Origin of the sequence: Mucilaginibacter gossypii (assembly GCF_900100945.1) — a bacterium.
In the GTDB taxonomy this organism is placed as follows: domain Bacteria; phylum Bacteroidota; class Bacteroidia; order Sphingobacteriales; family Sphingobacteriaceae; genus Mucilaginibacter; species Mucilaginibacter gossypii.
In genome coordinates this window covers 1-18,468 of sequence record NZ_FNCG01000016.1, presented here as the reverse complement: position 1 = coordinate 18,468, position 18,468 = coordinate 1, and the positions used below count along the sequence as shown (strand labels likewise).

Here is an 18,468-nt window from a genome sequence, read left to right as displayed (position 1 = left end):
ATGTATACCCATTTACCCAACGCCTATCACCATCCTACTAAAACATGGAGTTGGGGTCGGATATAAGCGCAACGCCAAATTATATCCCATTTATGCCCGTTTTTTATTGATAGTGACATAACTTTAACCCTATAAAACGCATCACCCATGAAAGCAATAATTTTAAAAGACTTTGGCGGGGTTGAAAACCTGGTGCCTGCCGAAATCCCTGTACCAACCATAGCTACCGATGAAGTGCTGGTAAAACTGAAAGCCATCAGCATAAACCCTGTGGATGTTAAAACCCGCTCGGGGAAAGGCGTTGCAGGGCTTATTAAGGACGAGTCGCCGATTATTTTGGGCTGGGATATTTCGGGCGAGATCACCGAAGTGGGCGCGGATGTTACCGGTTTTAAACCCGGCGACGAGGTTTTTGCCATGATAGATTTCCCCAAAACCGGTAAAGCCTATGCCGAATATGTTAAGGCCAAAGCTAATGAGCTTGCACTGAAACCAGCCGGCGTCAGTCATGAGGAGGCCGCCGCAGCTACACTTGCCGCGCTTACTGCCTGGCAGGCTTTCCACACCAATGCACCTGTTAAACCCGGCGACCGGGTACTGATCCATGCCGCATCCGGCGGGGTTGGTCATTATGCTGTGCAGATAGCTAAACATTTGGGCGCCTATGTTATCGCCACTTCCTCGGCTGCCAACCGCGATTTTGTGTTGGGCCTTGGTGCCGATGAGCATATCGACTATAAAGCGCAGCCCTTTGAAACCGCTACCGGCAATATCGATTTTGTGCTTGACACCATTGGCGGCGAATACATTGACCGCTCGCTGCAGGTGATGAAAAAAGGCGGCACCATTATAAGCATCGTTTCCGGCATGAACGAAACCGTTACCCCCAAAGCCAACGCGCTGGGCATCAATGGCCACAACACCAGGGTAAAACCCAATGCTGAAAATATGGCCACCATTGCGGGATTACTGCAAAAAGGGATCATTAAATCGCACGTATCCAAAGTATTTCCGTTTGAGCAAATGGCCGATGCGCATTTGCAGTTAGAAAGTGGGAGAACGGTTGGGAAAGTGGTGTTGGTATTTCAATAAAATATGTCATTGCGAGCGATAGCGTGGCAATCGCATGCTGTACCGAGCCGGGCGCCAAGTCCGCTATTGCTCTTTTAAAAGACCTTAGTTGTATTTAACTAACATCGGCCCCGCTCAATCGCCGCGGGTTGGCTGTTACTTTTGTCTTGACACAAAAGTAACCAAAAAGTCAAGTCAGCAGATAGGCTTCTTTGCCGCACAGGGCCTTTGCCCTGCAAACCGGGCAGAACCACGGGCTGCAATTATTTTGCCCTGCTTCACCCGCTCATTGCCCCGGCTTCTGCAAAAACTTGCTATGCCCCTGCAGCCACACAAGGCCACAATTGTTCTGCCCGCTTTCACCCGAAGCTTACCTGCCGACGGGGTGAGGAAGAAGCAAGACGGTAAGAGTCAAGAATTAAGATAAGAACCGTGAAATATTGTTATCAAACCCAAAACAAAAGTGCGTTGGGCCGACAAAAAAGCGGGCCTGGGAGTATGGCCTGCGGGGAGAAGCATTTTTTTGTCTTGATTTATTCGCAAGGTTGTTTTGCTTTGTAGGTGCTCATGAGCTCGCTCCGCTCGGTTTTTGGTTACTTTTTCATCAAGGAAAAAGTGACTGGCCCCCGCCCGGCCAAGAGGGCGACGATGTTTGTTATAAAACCACAAAAGCCCTTTCCTAACCTCAACGCCCTCCCACCAATGAACAACTGAACTATTGAGCCAATAAACTAATCAATCCAAATCCCCGTTTCCAAAAGTATCTCCCTGGTTAATATCCCCGGTGTCGAAACCTTTTTTAAACCAGTACATCCGCTGGGCGCTGGTGCCATGCGTAAAACTATCGGGCTCTACATGGCCCTGTGCTTGTTTCTGCAGCCGATCGTCACCTATGGCGTTGGCCGCGTTCAGGGCTTCTTCTATGTCGCCTTTGTCGAGCACGTTTTTCATGGTTTTTTCGTAATGCGCCCAAACGCCGGCATAAAAGTCGGCCTGGAGCTCCAGTTTTACTGAAAGCTTATTGTATGCGCGTTCGCTCAATCTTGACCGTGCCTGATCCATTTTCTGTGAGATTCCCAAAAGATTTTGTACATGATGGCCAACTTCGTGCGCTATCACATAAGCCTGCGCAAAATCGCCGGCGGCACCGAAACGGTTCTTCAACTCATCGTAAAAAGAAAGATCAATATATACCCGCGAATCGCCGGGGCAATAAAACGGACCGCTTGCCGAGCTGGCATTACCGCAAGCTGACTGTACATAATCGCTAAATAGGGTTAAACGCGGCTTTTCATAAGTACGGCCCATGTCGTTAAACAGTTTTGTCCAGATATCTTCGGTATCGGCCAAAACCACGCGCACAAATTTCTTGCCTTCATCTTCGGGGCCGTTATTAACGGTTTGCTCCTGCCGGGCCGGCTGGTTGGTTGCTACCTGGTTAAACAGCGCCGAAGGATCGACCCCGGTAAAAAAATAAATAGCGGCTGCTATAATACCAAGTACGCCACCGCCAATGGCTAACCTGCCGCCGCCACCACCGCGTTCATCATCTACGTTATCGCTTTCGCGTCTGCCAAACCATTGCATATGTTGCCCCCCGGCCCCCTAAAGGGGGAGTTTTTTATACAAGATAATGAAAAAAGCCCCTGTTTGTTTTAACAGAGGCTTCAGATTTTTTAACTCCCCCTTTAGGGGGACGAGATTATTTCACAATCTCAAACACCGCCTGGATCTGGAAACTTAGTTTGATGTTTTTGAAACTGATATCCGAATCGCCAACATTGCTGTCTGCCGATGCTTTGAATGTCATCACATTGGCAGCATACATCCTTGGTTGCGGAAAGCTGCTGTTATCGCTTTCGGCAATATTGATAGCACCACCCAGCTTTTCGCCAAGGGCAGCCAACAGGTAGGTTGCTTTATCACGTGCGGCCAACAGCGCTTTTATTTTAAGGTCGCGCTTTAAATCGGCCATTTTTGAATAGTCGTAGCTTTCAATATTGGTAGCCTGAATCCCTTTAGGATCAATTTTCGACATGATCTGGTTAAACTTGTTCAGGTCGCGCACACGCAGGCCGTATTGTTTGCTGGCCAAAAAGTCGGGTGCTTTTTTCTTTTGATAGGTATTGTTCCAGGCAGATACATTGTTCACCGTAAAATCTGACGATGGAATGCCGGCGTCTTTAACGGCTTTTTCCAGCTGATCTTCCAGGTCGTTAATGGCAATGTGCTTTTTGCCGTCCATGTATTCCTGTAGTGATATGGTCACGTTTATAATATCAGGAGTAACCTCCTGCTCGGCGATGCCGGTAACTTCAATTTTACGCCTAAGGTCAACGTTTTGGGCAAATGCGCCAATGGTAGTTGCTAATAGTGCGGCAAGGATAAATAGCTTTTTCATGTGTATATTATTTGATGTTATGACTAAGGTAACGTGTATTTAGTTTAATGTGTAACAGTAAGGCTACAATTAATTGCTAAGCCATTGGTATGCTTGTAAATAAACCGGCGGCCTGACGCATAGTTGACTCACCCGGTCTGCGCTACGCTTGTCACCCCTCTCTTCGCCTTTGGCGTAAAGAGGGCAAAGAAAAGTCCCCTCTTTACGCTTGCGTAGAGAGGGGTGACAAGCGTAGCGATGTCGGGGTGAGTCGATAGGGTGTTTAATTCCTTACTTATGTCTTTTAATGGGTTATTACTCTCAAGAGGGAGTTCTCACGATGCCATACTTTTACCTTTTAGCACACAACAACTTACTTCCCTTTTCCAAACCCTTTCCATCCTTAATGGTTATATTACAGCACATTTAATAACGTTTAGCTATGAGATCGATATGGAAAGGTTCGATAGGTTTTGGATTGGTGAGCATCCCCGTTAAATTATATTCGGCAGTACAAACCAGTTCGCTTGATTTTGATATGCTGGATAGCCGTGATCATGCACGCATCCGTTTTCAGCGGGTAAACGAAAATACCCACAAGGAAGTCCCCTACGATAAAATTGTAAAAGGCTATAAGCTTGATGAAGATTACGTGATCATGGACGAACAGGACTTTGAGGATGCAGCGCCCGAAAAAAGCAAGGTAATTGAAATTGAAAGCTTTGTAGATATTGCCGATGTAAACCCCATGTTTTACGAAACATCATACTATACCGAGCCCGATACCAAAAACAACAAAGCCTATGCCCTGCTTATCCAGGCACTTACGCAATCAAAAAAAGCAGGGCTGGCCCGTTTTGTGCTGCGCAGCACCGAAAGCCTTTGTATCGTTCACCCGCTTAAAAATGTACTGGTAGTAACCCGCATCCGCTTTGGGCAGGAGATTCGTGATACCGATGATCTTAACCTGCCCGATAAGATTGAGGTAAGTAAAAAGGAACTGGATATGGGCCTCACCCTTATAAATCAATACGCCGAAGATTTTGATGTGTCTAAATTTAAAGACGAGTATAATGATGAGCTGCTCAGGATCATCGAGGCCAAATCAAAAGGTAAACGCGCCAAAGTTAAAAAGCTTAAACCCCGCAAAACAGGTAGTGACGATTTGTACGACCAGCTGATGGCCAGTTTAAAAAGCAAGAAAGGGGCTTAATGAAGCCGGAAGTACGGAGTTGAAAGTTTTAAGTCTGTAATTGAAATATTCCTCAAAAAGAGTCAACATGTGTTGTTTTCAGAACTCATGGTTGGAAATGTTTGGAAAGCTGTTTTTTTAAGAAGATAAAATCCTTCAGATATTACGAATAAATTATCCTAATAATTAATTTTATTTTTAAAAGAATAAGTTTTGGCTTTGTGTTTGTAGTGTTTATCTCACAAAAACATTAAAACATCTATCATGGCAACTACTAAAGTAAAAACACCCGAACAAACTAATGATGTGCAGGAATCGGCACTGAATGAATTATTTATTGATGAATTAAAAGACATTTACTGGGCCGAAAAACATCTTACAAAAGCACTGCCTAAAATGGCTAAAGCGGCAACATCCGATGAATTACGCTCGGCTATCGAAAGCCACCTGGCCGAAACCGAGCGGCAGGTGATTCGTTTGGAAGATGCATTTGCTTCCATTGGCCAAAAAGCCGTGGCTGTAAAATGTGAGGCGATGGCTGGCCTCATCAAAGAAGGTGAAGAAATTATATCAGAAACCGAAAAAGGCAGTATTACCCGTGATGCCGGTATTATTTCTGCAGCTCAAAAAATTGAGCATTACGAAATAGCGTCATACGGCACCCTCCGCACACTGGCCGGCGTGCTGGGCTATGACCACGCGGCCGAACTGCTTGATTCAACCCTTCAGGAAGAAAAAACCTGCGACAGCCTGCTCACACAAATTGCCGAAGCCGGTATCAACCAGGCATCAAAAGCCGAAAAAGCTTAACGTTTATTAGTTTTTTAAGAGCGGTCGTGGGGGAATTATTCCTCGCGGCCGTTTTTTATTTGAGCGTGTTGTTGCTAATCGATGAACTTAGCGCATAAGATTTTTCCTCGTTCATCGTCGAAATGACATGTCACCTTATATTAAGCAGCACCAACATTAATTACATATTAATTAAAGCATTTCCACAAACAATAAGCGGCAAACACGGTTTACCAACAAAAAACCGACGCCCTATGAAACAATTCCTCCTGGTACTATTCGCCTTTTTATTTTGCCTTTACGATAATGTTTTTGCCCAGGATAAATTAGATGGCGTTTATGCCGGATGCGAGTTTTCGCCAAGTCCGATATTTGGCGGCGGCATGAACAGAACTGACGTAGCTATATTATTCAGACCTGATGGTACTTTCAATTCTTCGCTTAACAGTGCCGACTGGCAAACCAGCGTAAGCGGGCATTACACCATAAGCAAAGGAGAGGTAACACTTAAATATACTAAAAGCTCGTCTGTTTATGGCATAACCAAATATGGAAGCCTTTCCAACTATGCACATGAACTGTTTAAACTTCAGGGGAACATTATACCTCCGGGCTATTACTCGTTCATCAGCGCTATGGGCGGTGGCGGCGCTGCCTATGGTACAACTTATGTAGGCGCTTTAAGCACACAGGGATTAAATTTCGATGGCAAGGGGCATTTTAGCAATTCGCGCTATTCGGGCTCGGTTGTAGCCGGCGAAAATGTTGGCGGTGGCAGCTCAAGCAGCCGGGACGGCGCCGGCACCTATAAAATAAACAAGGGGGTGCTTACACTTACCTATACCGATGGCCATACCGAACTACACAGCTTTTTTTGTGATATGGGCGGTAAAACCCGTATGGCTGTAGTTGACGGGCGGGTATTTTTTGTAGACAACGATGACAATACCACCGCTAACAATACCAAATCATCAACCGCGGCTAAAAAAACTTCCGAAAACTCCGCCGCAAATACAAGCAATGCCGCCGTGCCAAATGGAAAAACCCTGCTTTTAAAAGCCAATGCCGCCCATGGAGGCGATAAACTGAATGCCCTGAAAACCGCCCGGTTAACGGGTTCCGTTTCGGGGTTAAAAGTTGTTGAGCTGATTGATATCCCCAACAGCAAGGTACGCGTTGAAATATGGAAAAACGGCAAACCGGTTTCGGTGCAACAAACCGAAGGCAGTAACGGATGGCAGTGGAGCAGCGGCAACAAGTCCGATCTTCCGGCCAATAACGTTGCCGAGATAAAAACCGCCTTATACACCGGGGTTATTGGGTTACGCAGATCATCACTTGATCAAATGCAGGTCATCAATACACAAAAAATCCCCGATAATGATATGTATACGGTTCAATGCAGGTTAAATGGCAACGAATACGTGTTTGCCATAAATAATCAAAACCAACTAATGGCTTACGGCTATAAGGTAGGCGACAAAACCCTGTTCGCTATGCTATCAGATCTTCGGCCGGTACAGGGTATTACTATTCCATATCGTGAAGCCACAACAAGCGGCCAGCAAAAGCTCAATATTCAATACGAGAGCATGGATGTGAACCCGGTTTTAGACGGGCAAAGCTGGGCGGTACCTGCCGGAAACTAAATTCTATTTCAGGTAGATAATTTATTGGGCTTCAGGTACAGGTAATCACTTTTAAAATCGAGGATCATATTGAACCGTTTTAGCTACCCGTTACCTAAATAATTAATTTCAAAACCCATCGGGTTTTTATTGTTCAGCATAATGGCCGGTACATTACTAACAGGAAAGCTATTGAGCCTGAACAATGGTGTTTCTACAATCTTCATTTCATATTTTACCCCGCGCGGATCGCTGATTGTGGATGACTTGATGAGTTTAAGATCCCTGGGGAAATTATTTTTAACAGCCCATTCACTATCCAGTATCAATGACTGTTCGGATCCGGTATCCATAGAAAAATTGCCGGTGTATTTTTTGCCGTCTATTTCAAACGTACCGGTAACATATGGGAACGAATGGATAAACCCAATCTTCGAGCGTTCATAACCTTTTAAGTTTTTAGGCATTTTATCGCGGATGATGATACGGTTGTTATCATAATCAACCTCTACCTGTTTACCCTCAAACAGGTTCCAGCCAAAACGGCCGTCCATTCCAGTCGAGGTTATGTTTGTGGGCAACATTTCCAGGTTGTGCCAAACTGATGTGCCGATTTGCAGCTTCAAAGCTTTGCTCATTTCATTAAAATTTGGCTTTGCTTTACCGGCCAAAACATCAGCCTGGTTAGGCAGCAGTTTCGTTTTATTTAATATGGCATCCCTTGTTAAATGAAAGTCAAATGAGCTCAGGTCAAAATGCAGGTTTAACGTGTCGGTATCATTCATCACGGCCTTTACCGCTATGGCGCCGTAGGCTGTAAGTTTAAACGGAATAGTATCGTTTTTGCTGATTCGGGCTTCATGTTTGGCCGCCGGCGGTATAGCGCTTGCAATTTGTGTATAACATGAATCCTTACCGTTAAGCAGGATAACGAAGTTATACCTTGTACCGGGCTTAACCTTTACCCTTATCGAATCGATGTCGGTATAAAAAGTTACCCACTTTGTCGCCCGGGTCCTATCGGCAGTATAAACGTCCGGTCGTGTTTTTGGCGAAAGCGACCATGCATTTTTATCTAAAAATCCACCGTCATTGATGGCTACTTTTTTAGAAGTGGCTTTGATTACCGGCAGTTTCGACTGACCAAACACAAGCCCGGCGGGCAGCAGGCAGATAAGCAGCAGAAAATATTTCATCGTTTTTATAGGTAAGGTGCCTAAAGGTACGCAGGGAATAAATCTTTACAAAACACAACGTTAAATGAGCTGTATCTCCCCTAAAAAAAACAAAATTTAAAACTTTTCAGTCATCATAGTTATTATACTAATATCTATGAAAATCATTAATTAAAACAAATTATTATGAACTCACTCCTGTATATAATTGCAGTCATCCTTATAATAGGATGGGCAATCGGCGTATTTTTCACAACAGTAGGCAGCCTTATCCACATTTTGCTGGTAATAGCTATTATCGCGATTTTGTTAGGTGTAATAAGGCGGTCGACAGCTATATAACGCTGTTGAAAATATAAAACTGACAGGCTATCTCCAACGAGGTAAGCTATCTGAGCCTTGATTTAATTGATTTGTGGACTACCTGATAAAATCAGAAAGTCTTTAAATCAAATGGATCAAGGTTTTTTGTATACTTGTTTAAATCATTAGGGAGGAATCTTTAATCAGGAGAATCAAGGTTTGAAAAATATATACGTTTTTTTATTTATGGCCGTTGTAGCCACCATCAGCGCGTGCTCGCCTAAAGTACAACCGTTCGCGGCCACTAGTAAAGTATACAACAATCAAACCGATTCATTAGTAGAGGTAATTAGCCGCGAGCAGCCTGCCATGCTGGTTGACAGCGCGGGAGGCGCCATCCCTTCGGAGTGGGTTGGCACCGTGAATTTCAACCTGCGCAAGCCCAACTATGTTATCATTCACTATACAGCTCAGGACTCGGTTAAGCAAACCCTCAATACTTTTACCCTGGTAAAGCCACAGGTAAGCGCGCACTATGTAGTAAGTAAAGACGGCAAGGTTTACCACATGCTTAATGATTACCTGCGGGCCTGGCATGCCGGCATCAGCAAATGGGGCAGTATTACCGATATGAACAGCTGTTCCATCGGCATTGAGATTGACAATAATGGGCACGAGCCTTTTAATGATGTACAGGTAAAAAGCCTGCTTGCTTTATTGGCTCAGCTCAAAAAAGCCTACAACATTCCGCAGGCTAATTTTATAGGGCACCAGGATATAGCGCCATTGCGCAAACCCGATCCGGGGCCATTATTTCCATGGAAACTATTAGCTCAAAAAGGTTTTGGGTTTTGGAGAGAAGAACTGCTTGAACTTCCGCCCGATAATTTTGATTATGCTACAGCACTTAAGCTGATTGGCTATGATATCAGCAATCTCCCGGTAGCCATTGTTGCCTTTAAGCGTCACTTTGTACAAACGGATGAAACACCGGTAATGACCCAGCTAGATTTGAATATTCTTTATAACGTTTACAGGAAATATTGAGATCTCCGGATCCTGAGGAAGTGGGAATTACATTAAGAATAGCCTAAGCCGACATTTAATATCACATAAATGAAGAAAATTACACAACAATTTATTTTGGAATTTATTGCAGCTAATGATATTCCCTTTATTCCGACGCAACCCAGGTTATCTATCCCCATAATTTCAAGAATGTGCAGCAAGATGGAACATCTCGTAAAATTTGACGAAATAAAAATATGCGGTAACTTGATTATAGATGGACATCACAGATATTTAAGTTCTTTGATCATGAATTTCGAGTTGGGACAAGTAGAAACTAACTTAACATCTGCAACCAAAGAAACCCCATGGAGCCAAATTGAATTTGATGAAAATGATTGGGATTCCGCGGCTGGAATTGAACACCTAAACAGATTAGATGCGGAATACAATAAATTAGAATTGGAATTTTTAAGACGAATAACATCTAATGACGAATAAGTAGTAATTTTGTATTATGTGGATTTTATTAGATATTGATGGAGTATTAGTCCCAGCAAACTCGTGGAAGAAACCCGAGTTTATGCCCGATGGCTTTCCCGTATTTAATTCAAGGGCCGTAAAGGCGCTTCAACATATTATAGCGGAAACTAATGCCTCTGTAATATTAACTACCTCACATAAATCGAAGTATAAGGTCGCCGAATGGAAAGATCTGTTAAAGACCAGGGGAATTAGCCCTAAAAAGGTTCATCGATTGACGACAAATAGTTTAAAGAAGACACGTACTGAAGAAATATTGGAATGGTATAAGAAAAAACATCAACCGAGTCAAGAATTTGTGATTATCGACGATGATAAAATGTTAAATGGACTGCCTGAATATATAAAGCATAACCTTGTTTTAACCAGCCCATCGGTAGGACTAACAGAGGATCTTGCAGAAGATGCCATTTCTATTTTAAGGAACAGGAATTTTACTTTTTCTTAAGTAAACAATAACATAAGCCTCGGCGCAATGCACCGGGGCTTTATTATGAACCTTTTTTAACCTATCATGGGTGAAAGCTATCGCCTACGGTTCCACATTTTTATTTATTTTTAGGGTCTGGCTCAACATTACCATGCAAATAGCACCACATCCTTTGCTTTCGGGTATCGTTAAGCACTATTTAATTATAGCGCATAATCAGCGGGTTGCTATGAATTACCGCCTGTTTTCGGACGGTAACCCGGGGATGGTGTTTCATTTAAAAGATCCTTTATTCCAATACAACCAGCAACACACGGTTGCCAGCAAGCAACCCGGCAGTTTTGTTTACGGGCAAATAACCCGCTATAATGATATTATTTCGGCCGGTGAACTGGCTATGCTGATTGTGGTTTTGCAACCTAATGCTTTGTTGTCTTTACTTGGTGTGGCGGCCTATGAGTTAAATAACAATACGGTAACATTAAAAGATCTTTTCGGGCAGGAAGCCTTTGATTTTGAAGACCAAATCGCAAACGCGGCCAACCTCCCGGCGGCCACGGTAATTACCGAGCAATTTTTATTGAACAAAATGGCTTCGAAAAGAAAACATGCAGACATTACAGATCGGGCCATAAACATCATTCACGCAAACAAGGGTATTATTAACGTTAAAAATTTACTTGATGTGATGCCAGTAACCGAACGGCAACTTGAGCGCAAATTCAATGAGGAAGTAGGTATTTCCCCTAAAAAGTATATTGACGCCGTTAAGTTTCAAACCTATCTTAAACAACTTCAAAAACTATCTTCAACAAAAGAGCTAAGCTCATTGAGTTATGCCTGCGGATATTATGACCAGGCGCATCTTAATAATTTTTTCCGGAAACATACAGGTCTTACTCCTCTTCAATACAAAGCCAATCATCATCTGTTGGCTATAAACTTTATGCCGCTCGTTTAAATTGCGTTTGTCGGTTTTTTACAATGCTTTTCGGTATAGCTCTGGTAGTTTTGAAAAAAGATGATCAGCGTATGGAAAACCTAACAATCGCCACTGCTCAATTTGAAAACAGAAGCGGTGATAAAGCTTATAATTTATCAGTTATTGAAAAAATGACAGCGGATGCCACCGCACAAGGCGCCCAAGCGATAGCTTTTCATGAATGCTCGATAACAGGCTATACCTTTGCCCGGAAACTTGATAAAGCACAAATGCTTGAGCTGGCCGAAGAAATTCCGGACGGACCGAGCATCGCTGCGTTAACAGAATACGCCCGACGATACGACATTGCCATACTGGCCGGTTTGTTTGAAAAGGACAAAGATGATAACTTGTTCAAGGCATATGTATGCGTTGACAAAACCGGGATCGTTGCCAAACATCGTAAGCTGCACCCTTTTATCAACCCGCATCTTTTACCCGGCACAGCATATACTGTATTTGATTTGTATGGATGGAAATGCGGCATATTAATTTGTTATGATAATAATATAATTGAAAATGTACGTGCAACTACTCTCCTCGGTGCACAGGTTATTTTTATGCCGCACGTTACCATGTGCACACCATCAACCCGACCGGGCGCCGGTTTTGTTGACCCGGAATTATGGAAAGACAAAGAAGCAAATGCACTGTTACTTCGCCAGGAATTTGACGGCCTTAAAGGCAGGCAATGGCTAATGAAATGGCTGCCCGCCCGGGCATATGATAACGCAATTTATGCAGTATTCGCCAATCCGATAGGTATGGACGATGATCAGCTAAAAAATGGCTGCTCCATGATCATCGACCCTTATGGTGATATTATAGCCGAATGCAGATCATTAAACAATGAATTAGTTTTGGCCGAAATAACTCCTGATAAGCTGACAAAAGCAGGCGGATATCGTTATATCCAGGCACGCAAGCCCGATCTATACCGGGATATCATCGGCCGTGAACATGAAAGCTTTCAAAAAGTAGTTTGGCTTTGATATTAGGCCTCAACAACTTGTGCTCATTTGTAATGAGTGCTTAATGTGGTTTGGTGATTGCATCGCCAGTCGCGTTATAAACGCTAACCCATGTTAAGCACTCGTTGAAAACGAGCGCAAGAAATAAGAAATGCATAAAGAACGCCCCGGCATAGGAATTACCGGGGCGCTATATTTTTGACCTCCCCCTTTAGGGGGCAGGGGGCTAATCAATCCACTCAAACTTAGTATAAGGCACAAGTACTTCCGGTACTTTAATCCCCTTCTCGGTTTGGTTATTCTCTAACAAAGTAGCAACAATACGCGGCAGGGCCAGCGCGCTGCCGTTTAGCGTATGTGCTAACTGTGTTTTACCATCGGCATTGCGGAACCGCAGTTTAAGCCTGTTGCTTTGGAAGGTTTCAAAGTTTGATACTGATGAAACTTCCAGCCAGCGTTGTTGTGCCGCGCTCCAGGTTTCCATATCATAAGTTAAGGCAGAGCCAAAGCCCATATCGCCACCGCAAAGGCGTAATACTCGGTATGGTAAACCTAACTTTTGTAACAGGCCCTGTACATGGCTGCTCATTAGCTCCAATATTTCGTATGATTTATCAGGATGGGCAATGGTTACTACCTCTACTTTATCAAACTGGTGCAGGCGGTTCAAGCCGCGTACATGCGCACCATATGAACCAGCCTCGCGGCGGAAACAAGGTGTATGGCCACAGTTACGTACAGGCAATTGATCTTCTTTCAATATCACTTCACGGTACAGGTTAGTAATAGGCACCTCGGCGGTAGGGATCAGGTACAGGTTATCGATACCAACATGGTACATCTGTCCTTCTTTATCCGGCAGCTGTGACGTACCGAAGCCAGATGCTTCGTTTACCATAAGCGGCACACTTACTTCGCTGTAGCCTGCTTTTTCGGCTTCATCAATAAAATAATTGATCAAAGCGCGTTGCAGCTTAGCCCCTTTGTTTTTATATACGGGGAAACCGGCGCCGGTTATTTTAACACCCAGTTCAAAATCAATCAGGTTGTATTTTGCCGCGAGCTCCCAATGCGGTAGCGCATCGGCAGGCAACTCCGGCTTGGTGCCGTTCTCCAATACTACCTCGTTATCTTCAGGAGTTAAGCCTTTGGGTACAGAACTATGAGGCAGGTTGGGCAGCAATACCAGCTTCTGGTAAAGTTCCTCTTCGGTAATGGTAAGCAGGTCGCCGAGCTTTTTGATCTCTTCTTTCCATGCGCCGGTTTTGCCCTTAAGGCCTTCAGCTTCTTCTTTTTTACCGGCACGCATCAGCTCGCCTATTTGTTTTGCAGCTGCATTGGCCTCGGCCGAAACATTATCCATGCTGGTTTGAGTGGAGCGACGTTTGTCGTCCAGTTCAATTATTTCATCAACCAGTTGGGGCTGTTTAAAATTTTTTACAGCCAAACGTTCCAAAACCTGTTCCCGGTTATCACGGATATAACTAACTTGCAGCATTATTTTATTTTTTAGGCAAAGATATAAATAAGTCCATAGTCCATAGTCCATAGTCCATAGTAATTTACGTTAGCGGTGTAAGCACCGGAAATGATGAAGAGCCATGGACCATCGACTATCGACCATCGACTCAAACAACATGAACAATCCCATAGGCAAACTATATTTAGTCCCCACCCCGATAGGTAATTTGGAGGATATGACCTTCAGGGCTATCCGCGTGTTGAAAGAGGTTGATCTGATACTGGCAGAGGATACCCGTACCTCCGCCCCGATGTTGAAACACTTCGAGATCCATCAAAAAGTATTCGCGCATCATCAGCATAATGAGCATCAATCAAGCAACGAGATCATTAAGTTTTTGCTGCAGGGGAAAAATATCGCGCTCATTTCGGATGCCGGTACACCGGCTATATCCGATCCGGGCTTTTTCCTGGTACGCGAAGCTTTAAAATTTAATATCGCTGTGGAATGTCTGCCAGGCGCTACCGCATTTGTGCCGGCCCTGGTAAATTCGGGCTTTCCTACCGACAAGTTTTGTTTCGAGGGATTTTTGCCATTAAAAAAAGGCCGTCAAACCCGGTACAAGTTTTTGGCCGAAGAGGAGCGGACCATCATACTATATGAGTCGCCCCACCGTTTGTTAAAAACACTGGATGAAATGGCCACCTATTTTGGGGCCGACAGGCAGATCTCGGTATCCCGCGAGCTTACCAAAATGTTTGAAGAAACCGTGCGTGGCACTGTAGTTGAAGTAAAACAATACTTTGAAACGCACCCCATGAAAGGCGAGTTTGTGATGTGCGTGGCCGGCGCAGCGGCTAAACCGGCAAAAGGGAAATATGAAAGGGATGAGGAAGAAGATTAAAACTTCAACTCTCCCGCATGTCATTGCGAGGCACGAAGCAATCGCATGCTATACAGAATTGCTTTGCTTCCGTGCGATTGCCAAGCTACGCTCGCAATGACATTTTACAATTTTAAATATAAGCGACAACAGCATAATTCTTGTCACTCTACATGAAAAAAAATCTACCATTAGCCATACTATCTGGCTTGCTTTTATGGATAGCCTGGCCACCTACTCCTTATACTACGTTTTTACTTTTCATTGGCTTTGTGCCTATGCTGCTGGCTGTTGAAAATATCATTAATGATGAAAAGCCCAAAAAAGGCAAACGGGCATTTAATGTAACTTTTATCGGCTTTTTTATCTGGAACTCATTATCTGTTTACTGGGTTTATAATGCACTTAAAATAGTGGGGGAGATTGTGGCCATACCCATTACCCTTGTCCCCTATTCGCTGGGGCCGCTGTTAATGGCAACTGCTTTCTGGCTATACTACAGGTTGAGACTGGTCGTCCCACGCTGGATAGCACTGATAGGTTTAATCTGTTTCTGGATCGGGTATGAATACCTGCACCAAAGCTGGGACCTTTACTTTCCGTGGATGACGCTTGGTAACGGCTTTGCCGTATCGCACCAATGGATTCAATGGTATGAATATACCGGCGTTTACGGCGGAACTTTATGGATCTGGGTTGTAAATATCCTGGCTTTTTTAATTTATACAAGTCTTCGCGGAGCTCAAACCAAACGCCACAGAATGGCATTGATCATGGCGATTGTAATTGTTGTAACAGTGCCTCTTGGCTATTCATTATCGGTTTATCATAACTATGTTGAAGAAGTAAACCCATCAAACATCGTTATTGCCCAGCCCAATATAGATCCGTACGAGAAAGATGGTACCATTCCCCCTGCTTCACAACTTGATATCCTGATCCAGCTTTCAAGACAGGTGGCCCAACCCAATACCGAATTTTTTATATGGCCCGAAACAGCCATCCCCGCGCCTGTTTATATCAACGAGGAACAGATAGGCCAAAATGATTTTATTAGGCAGGCCCAGCTTTTTTTACGGAAATATCCTAATGGCAACCTGGTTACCGGCGCCGAAACATACAGGCTATATAACAACAGGGCAACCCCAACGGCGGTTCCCTCACCATGGGGAGGCGACCAGTTCGCAGACTTTTACAGCACAGCCCTCAATATTGAAAATGGCGACAGGATTCAAACTTACCATAAATCACGGTTAGTCCCCGGGGCCGAATCACTGCCTTTTGGCGATGCACTTTCATTCCTGAAACCCGTATTTGAACATTTAGGCGGTGCTACCGGCAACTATGCTCCCGAAAAGGATGCAAAAGTGCTTTATTCGCAAAGCGGTATCGGGGTCGATCCGGTTATTTGTTATGAATCCATATGGGGAGGGTACATTGCCCGCTCAGTTAAAAAAGGGGCCCAGTTCATCGCTATTATTACTAACGATGGCTGGTGGGAAAACACATCGGGCAAGGACCAGCATTTAGATTATGCCAAACTTCGGGCTATCGAAACCCGCCGCTGGGTTTGTCAGTCGGCCAATACCGGTATTTCCGGGTTTATCAACCAGCGCGGCGATGTGGTTAAACATACAGAATGGTGGACTAAAACCTCGATCAAGCAAGATATCAACCTTAATAGTGAGCTCACATTTTATGTTAAACACGGCGATTATATCCCGCAAGCCGGCAGTATATTTGCAGGCATTGGCATATTATTTTTACTGGGGATGAGATTGAGGAAGAAGCAAACCTTAACGGTTTGAAAACTCAACCCATAAATGGCTAATCAAGTACAGACAGGGTGGTTTTTATAATATCATCAAAAAAAGCCTTATCGGCGGTGGCTTTGGCTGACACCTGCATGCCCCTTACCGCATTCATGATGAACCGGGCCAATGCCAGGGAATCCTGGGAGTTACGAACCTCACCGCTTGCCTGCCCTTTTTTTATGGCACTAAGAATGGCATCTTCAAACTGCTGCTCATTCCGGCAAATCAGGTCCTTAACCTCAGCATCCAGCGACGCCAGTTCAATCTCGGCATTTACCATAAAACAACCTTTACGTTGCTCATCGTTCAGCAAATCGCGCATGGTAAGCTCCAAAAGCTTTTGTATAGCCTCTTTGGCCGATGCCGTATTATTGATAATATCACACATCTGGTTTCCACCTGCCTTTTGATAGCTATCCAAAGCTTTAATATATAAAGCGTGTTTATCACCAAAAGTATCATACAAGCTTGAGCGGCTTATGCCAAGGCCATCAACCAAATCCTGCATAGACGTGCCATTGTAGCCCTTATGCCAAAAAATGCAAACGGCCTTGCTCAATACCTCGGCTTCATCAAAATCTTTACTTCGTGCCATAACAGAAAAGCTTTACCCGTTTTGCAGGCAAAGCTATTCATTTTTAATTAATTGTTTAATCTTATACCCCGTTTGTGCTTAACGGGCCTTACCGGCATAATTATCTTACCCCACCACTTGCAAGGATAATTTCGCCGGTTAACCAGCGTGAATCATCAGATGCCAGGAATACGGCAACAGGTGCAATATCATCCGGCTGACCGATACGGCCAAGCGGTGTAGTTTTTTCAAGCTCAGCTTGGAAATCGCTGCCTATAAAACCTGCTGTGTGTGTGCCTTCGGTTTCAACCATGCCCGGGTTAATAGCATTTACACGGATCTTCTTAGGGCCAAGCTCTTTTGACAAAACTTGTGTAATAGAATCAACCGCACCTTTAGTACCTGTATAAATAGCACTTTGCGGCGGAGTAATACGGGTTACCGTTGAGCTTATGTTAATTATGCTGCCACCTTTATCGCCAAAGCTATTTACCGCTCCCTGGGTTGCAAGCAGTAAGCCCAGTACATTGATATCAAACTGGCGGTGAAATTCTTCTTCGGTTACAACTTCTATCGGTGTAAACTGGTATACACCTGCATTGTTCACCAAAACATCAACACCACCGAACGCCTCTTTGGTTTCGGCAAAAAGACGGTCAACGTCGGCCTTTTTTGCTACGCTGCCTTGCACGGCGATAGCTTTGCCACCTTCGGCGGTAATTTCGGCCACTACTTTATCAGCACCGTTTTTATCTGATGCATAATTTACAACTACCGCAGCACCTGCCGAAGCCAGGCTTTTAGCTATACCTGCGCCAATACCTTTTGAAGCTCCTGTTACTACTGCAACCTTGTTTTCTAATTTTTTCATTTTCTGGAAGATTAATTTAATTTGGATCAATCGTTCCGCAAATATAAACTCATTTTGGAACAATCATTCCTGAATTAATTTTTATTAGGCTGGGATGACAAATGGGGTTGGCTAAATATGGTGGCGGCGCTAAAGACAGATAACCTACAAAACTGCGTTCCACGAAGAGTTAGGAATGGTGAAATATTGAATTATTTAAATCCTGGGCTGTAGAAGACGAAATGACAAAATAGGGCCGGGTCATGCTGAGCTTGTCGAAGACTCGCGCGCAGAGGCCTGCCCACTATGCTTCGACAAGCTACCCATGACATAATAATTTAAGCAGGTACAAGTTCCCTATTTAATTCAAAGGCGAGTTTTTCTAATCGCCTTTGTTTCTGTTCCTTAATGAT

Annotated in this window: 18 protein-coding genes; 12 read left to right on the top strand and 6 right to left on the bottom strand. The window is 44.1% G+C overall.

Features of this window, described 5'->3' with window-relative positions:
• Positions 1 to 147: 147 nt before the first annotated feature.
• Positions 148 to 1,092 carry an NADP-dependent oxidoreductase gene (locus BLS28_RS23455; protein WP_091173197.1) on the top strand — a complete coding sequence of 315 codons (945 nt, stop codon included), beginning with the start codon at positions 148 to 150 and terminating at the stop codon, positions 1,090 to 1,092.
• A gap of 714 nt (positions 1,093 to 1,806) precedes the next feature.
• Here BLS28_RS23455 and ypfJ read toward each other — a convergent pair.
• Both ypfJ and BLS28_RS23440 read right to left on the bottom strand, forming a co-directional pair.
• Positions 1,807 to 2,658 carry a KPN_02809 family neutral zinc metallopeptidase gene (ypfJ, locus tag BLS28_RS23445; RefSeq protein ID WP_091173189.1) on the bottom strand — a complete coding sequence of 284 codons (852 nt, stop codon included), beginning with the start codon at positions 2,656 to 2,658 and terminating at the stop codon, positions 1,807 to 1,809.
• A gap of 115 nt (positions 2,659 to 2,773) precedes the next feature.
• Complete coding sequence (locus BLS28_RS23440) at positions 2,774 to 3,472, bottom strand: SIMPL domain-containing protein (protein ID WP_091173185.1); 699 nt, start codon at positions 3,470 to 3,472, stop codon at positions 2,774 to 2,776.
• Positions 3,473 to 3,893: 421 nt separating this feature from the next.
• Here BLS28_RS23440 and ku point away from each other — a divergent pair, with 421 nt between their 5' ends.
• The 3 genes from ku to BLS28_RS23425 all read left to right on the top strand — a co-directional run bounded on the left by ku (position 3,894) and on the right by BLS28_RS23425 (position 7,081).
• Positions 3,894 to 4,664, top strand: a complete 771-nt coding sequence (gene ku / locus BLS28_RS23435; protein WP_091173182.1) for a non-homologous end joining protein Ku — start codon at positions 3,894 to 3,896, stop codon at positions 4,662 to 4,664.
• Between the two features lie 243 nt (positions 4,665 to 4,907).
• Complete coding sequence (locus BLS28_RS23430; RefSeq protein ID WP_091173178.1) at positions 4,908 to 5,453, top strand: YciE/YciF ferroxidase family protein; 546 nt, start codon at positions 4,908 to 4,910, stop codon at positions 5,451 to 5,453.
• Between the two features lie 233 nt (positions 5,454 to 5,686).
• Positions 5,687 to 7,081: a hypothetical protein gene (locus tag BLS28_RS23425; protein ID WP_143020850.1), complete on the top strand. Its 1,395-nt coding sequence runs from the start codon at positions 5,687 to 5,689 to the stop codon at positions 7,079 to 7,081.
• Between the two features lie 83 nt (positions 7,082 to 7,164).
• Here the strand turns inward: BLS28_RS23425 and BLS28_RS23420 are convergent, their stop codons facing one another.
• Positions 7,165 to 8,256: a hypothetical protein gene (locus BLS28_RS23420; protein WP_091173172.1), complete on the bottom strand. Its 1,092-nt coding sequence runs from the start codon at positions 8,254 to 8,256 to the stop codon at positions 7,165 to 7,167.
• Positions 8,257 to 8,421: 165 nt separating this feature from the next.
• Between BLS28_RS23420 and BLS28_RS30625 the strand changes: the two genes are divergently transcribed.
• The 6 genes from BLS28_RS30625 to BLS28_RS23395 all read left to right on the top strand — a co-directional run bounded on the left by BLS28_RS30625 (position 8,422) and on the right by BLS28_RS23395 (position 12,493).
• Positions 8,422 to 8,577 carry a lmo0937 family membrane protein gene (locus tag BLS28_RS30625; RefSeq protein ID WP_112656449.1) on the top strand — a complete coding sequence of 52 codons (156 nt, stop codon included), beginning with the start codon at positions 8,422 to 8,424 and terminating at the stop codon, positions 8,575 to 8,577.
• A gap of 180 nt (positions 8,578 to 8,757) precedes the next feature.
• Positions 8,758 to 9,585 carry an N-acetylmuramoyl-L-alanine amidase gene (locus BLS28_RS23415; protein ID WP_256337522.1) on the top strand — a complete coding sequence of 276 codons (828 nt, stop codon included), beginning with the start codon at positions 8,758 to 8,760 and terminating at the stop codon, positions 9,583 to 9,585.
• A gap of 69 nt (positions 9,586 to 9,654) precedes the next feature.
• Positions 9,655 to 10,047 carry a hypothetical protein gene (locus BLS28_RS23410; RefSeq protein ID WP_091173167.1) on the top strand — a complete coding sequence of 131 codons (393 nt, stop codon included), beginning with the start codon at positions 9,655 to 9,657 and terminating at the stop codon, positions 10,045 to 10,047.
• 16 nt (positions 10,048 to 10,063) lie between these two features.
• Positions 10,064 to 10,537 (top strand): HAD domain-containing protein, encoded by a 474-nt coding sequence (locus BLS28_RS23405; protein WP_091173164.1) that lies wholly within the window; start codon positions 10,064 to 10,066, stop codon positions 10,535 to 10,537.
• Between the two features lie 70 nt (positions 10,538 to 10,607).
• Positions 10,608 to 11,480 carry a helix-turn-helix domain-containing protein gene (locus BLS28_RS23400; RefSeq protein WP_091173161.1) on the top strand — a complete coding sequence of 291 codons (873 nt, stop codon included), beginning with the start codon at positions 10,608 to 10,610 and terminating at the stop codon, positions 11,478 to 11,480.
• A 71-nt stretch (positions 11,481 to 11,551) separates the two neighbouring features.
• Positions 11,552 to 12,493, top strand: a complete 942-nt coding sequence (locus BLS28_RS23395; protein WP_091173621.1) for a nitrilase family protein — start codon at positions 11,552 to 11,554, stop codon at positions 12,491 to 12,493.
• 205 nt (positions 12,494 to 12,698) lie between these two features.
• Here the strand turns inward: BLS28_RS23395 and serS are convergent, their stop codons facing one another.
• Entirely contained in the window at positions 12,699 to 13,970 is a 1,272-nt protein-coding gene (gene serS / locus BLS28_RS23390; RefSeq protein ID WP_091173159.1) for a serine--tRNA ligase, read from the bottom strand.
• Between the two features lie 139 nt (positions 13,971 to 14,109).
• Here serS and rsmI point away from each other — a divergent pair, with 139 nt between their 5' ends.
• Positions 14,110 to 14,838 carry a 16S rRNA (cytidine(1402)-2'-O)-methyltransferase gene (gene rsmI / locus BLS28_RS23385; RefSeq protein WP_112656423.1) on the top strand — a complete coding sequence of 243 codons (729 nt, stop codon included), beginning with the start codon at positions 14,110 to 14,112 and terminating at the stop codon, positions 14,836 to 14,838.
• 152 nt (positions 14,839 to 14,990) lie between these two features.
• Positions 14,991 to 16,625: an apolipoprotein N-acyltransferase gene (lnt, locus tag BLS28_RS23380; RefSeq protein ID WP_091173153.1), complete on the top strand. Its 1,635-nt coding sequence runs from the start codon at positions 14,991 to 14,993 to the stop codon at positions 16,623 to 16,625.
• Between the two features lie 19 nt (positions 16,626 to 16,644).
• Here lnt and BLS28_RS23375 read toward each other — a convergent pair whose 3' ends face one another.
• Both BLS28_RS23375 and BLS28_RS23370 read right to left on the bottom strand, forming a co-directional pair.
• Positions 16,645 to 17,226: a TetR/AcrR family transcriptional regulator gene (locus BLS28_RS23375; protein ID WP_091173150.1), complete on the bottom strand. Its 582-nt coding sequence runs from the start codon at positions 17,224 to 17,226 to the stop codon at positions 16,645 to 16,647.
• A gap of 100 nt (positions 17,227 to 17,326) precedes the next feature.
• Positions 17,327 to 18,076: a glucose 1-dehydrogenase gene (locus BLS28_RS23370; RefSeq protein WP_091173618.1), complete on the bottom strand. Its 750-nt coding sequence runs from the start codon at positions 18,074 to 18,076 to the stop codon at positions 17,327 to 17,329.
• Positions 18,077 to 18,468 lie beyond the last annotated feature (392 nt).